The organism is Vibrio sp. Vb0888 (assembly GCF_033338835.1).
Lineage (GTDB): Bacteria > Pseudomonadota > Gammaproteobacteria > Enterobacterales > Vibrionaceae > Vibrio > Vibrio alginolyticus.
Window position 1 is genome coordinate 1 of record NZ_JAWOTL010000210.1, and the last position, 1,201, is coordinate 1,201.

The window sequence follows — 1,201 nt, forward strand, 5'->3', positions numbered from 1 at the left end:
CAAAGAAATATTACTTAAGGAAGGTATTGTCGCTGAAAATAACACCATAAATCATCAAGAAATTGTAAAGACCCTAAAGCAGATGAAAAAAGAGCTGCCTTTTGGGGCCAAGCGAGTGGCAATTTCTGTTCCAGACAACTCAGTTATTAGCAAGAAACTGCAAATCGAACAAAGCCTTGATGAGAGCGAAATCGAGTTTGCGGTGGTACAAGCTTTTTCTCATCAATCTCCTTTTCCTGTGGAAGAACTGAGTTTGGATTTCGTACGCCTTCGTGCGGAAGAAGGGATGCGTGGAACGGACAGTTATCAAGTATTCGCTACGCGCAAAGATGTGGTTGAAAGCCGAGTTGAAGCGTTACAACAGTCTGGTTTAAAGCCTGTGTTGGTTGACGTGCACTCTCAAAGCCTAGGTCATATCTGGAAGCTTGCCGCAGAGCGTTTTCCTGAAAAAAACAAATACTGTTTGTTAGACATCGGCTCGCTAGCGAGTTCATTCACCATGTTTACCGAGCAAGGCGAACTGTTTCATAAGGAGTTTGCGTGCGGTACTCGTATTTCAATGGGGACGTCACAAGAAGACTTACTTTCTGATGATGCTCAAGCCAAAACGGAACAGTTCAATCGTCAAGTGGTTGAGCGCGTAAAACGTCAAATGCAGCTCTATACCTCGATCAACGGTTCACAAAACATCAAAGGCATTTGGTTATCGGGCGAGGGGGCATCGACGCCAATGTTGGCAGAAGAGCTCTCGCATCAGTTGGCATTGGAGTGCGAGTTGCTAAACCCACTCGGACTGTTTGAAATGAAAGTGTCGAAACGCAAGCGACGAGCGGCTGATTGGCAACATTTTTCGACAGCTGCAGGGCTGGCGGTCCGTGGCATTCATTGGTTAGGAGGTGTGCGTGCTGTATCGCATTAACTTATTGCCTTGGCGCGAAAATCAAAGGGAAGAGCATCGTCGTCGATTTGTCGGTTTAGTGGTATTGGGCGTCATGGTGGCGTTGGGGATTCAGTGGGGCGTTGGCAAATATTATGAGTACCAACAAGATCTTCAACAAGAGCGACTCGACTATCTAACAACGTACATTTCCGATCTAGATAAGCGGATAGAAGCGATGAAGATCGCGGAGCTTGAACACAGCAAAATCTTGGAACGCTTGAAAGTTGTGGAAGCGTTGCAAAATGGTCGGAATAAAACCAC

2 protein-coding genes are annotated in these 1,201 nt (G+C 46.1%); both read left to right on the plus strand.

Features of this window, described 5'->3' with window-relative positions; all coding sequences use genetic code 11:
• Nucleotides 1-919, plus strand: a 919-nt coding sequence (gene pilM, locus R7P72_RS25075; RefSeq protein ID WP_318110970.1) for a type IV pilus assembly protein PilM, incomplete at its 5' end; no start/stop codon positions are given.
• A partial coding sequence (locus R7P72_RS25080; protein ID WP_411912908.1) for a PilN domain-containing protein occupies nt 903-1,201 on the plus strand: 299 nt, incomplete at its 3' end. The genes pilM and R7P72_RS25080, both read left to right, overlap by 17 nt.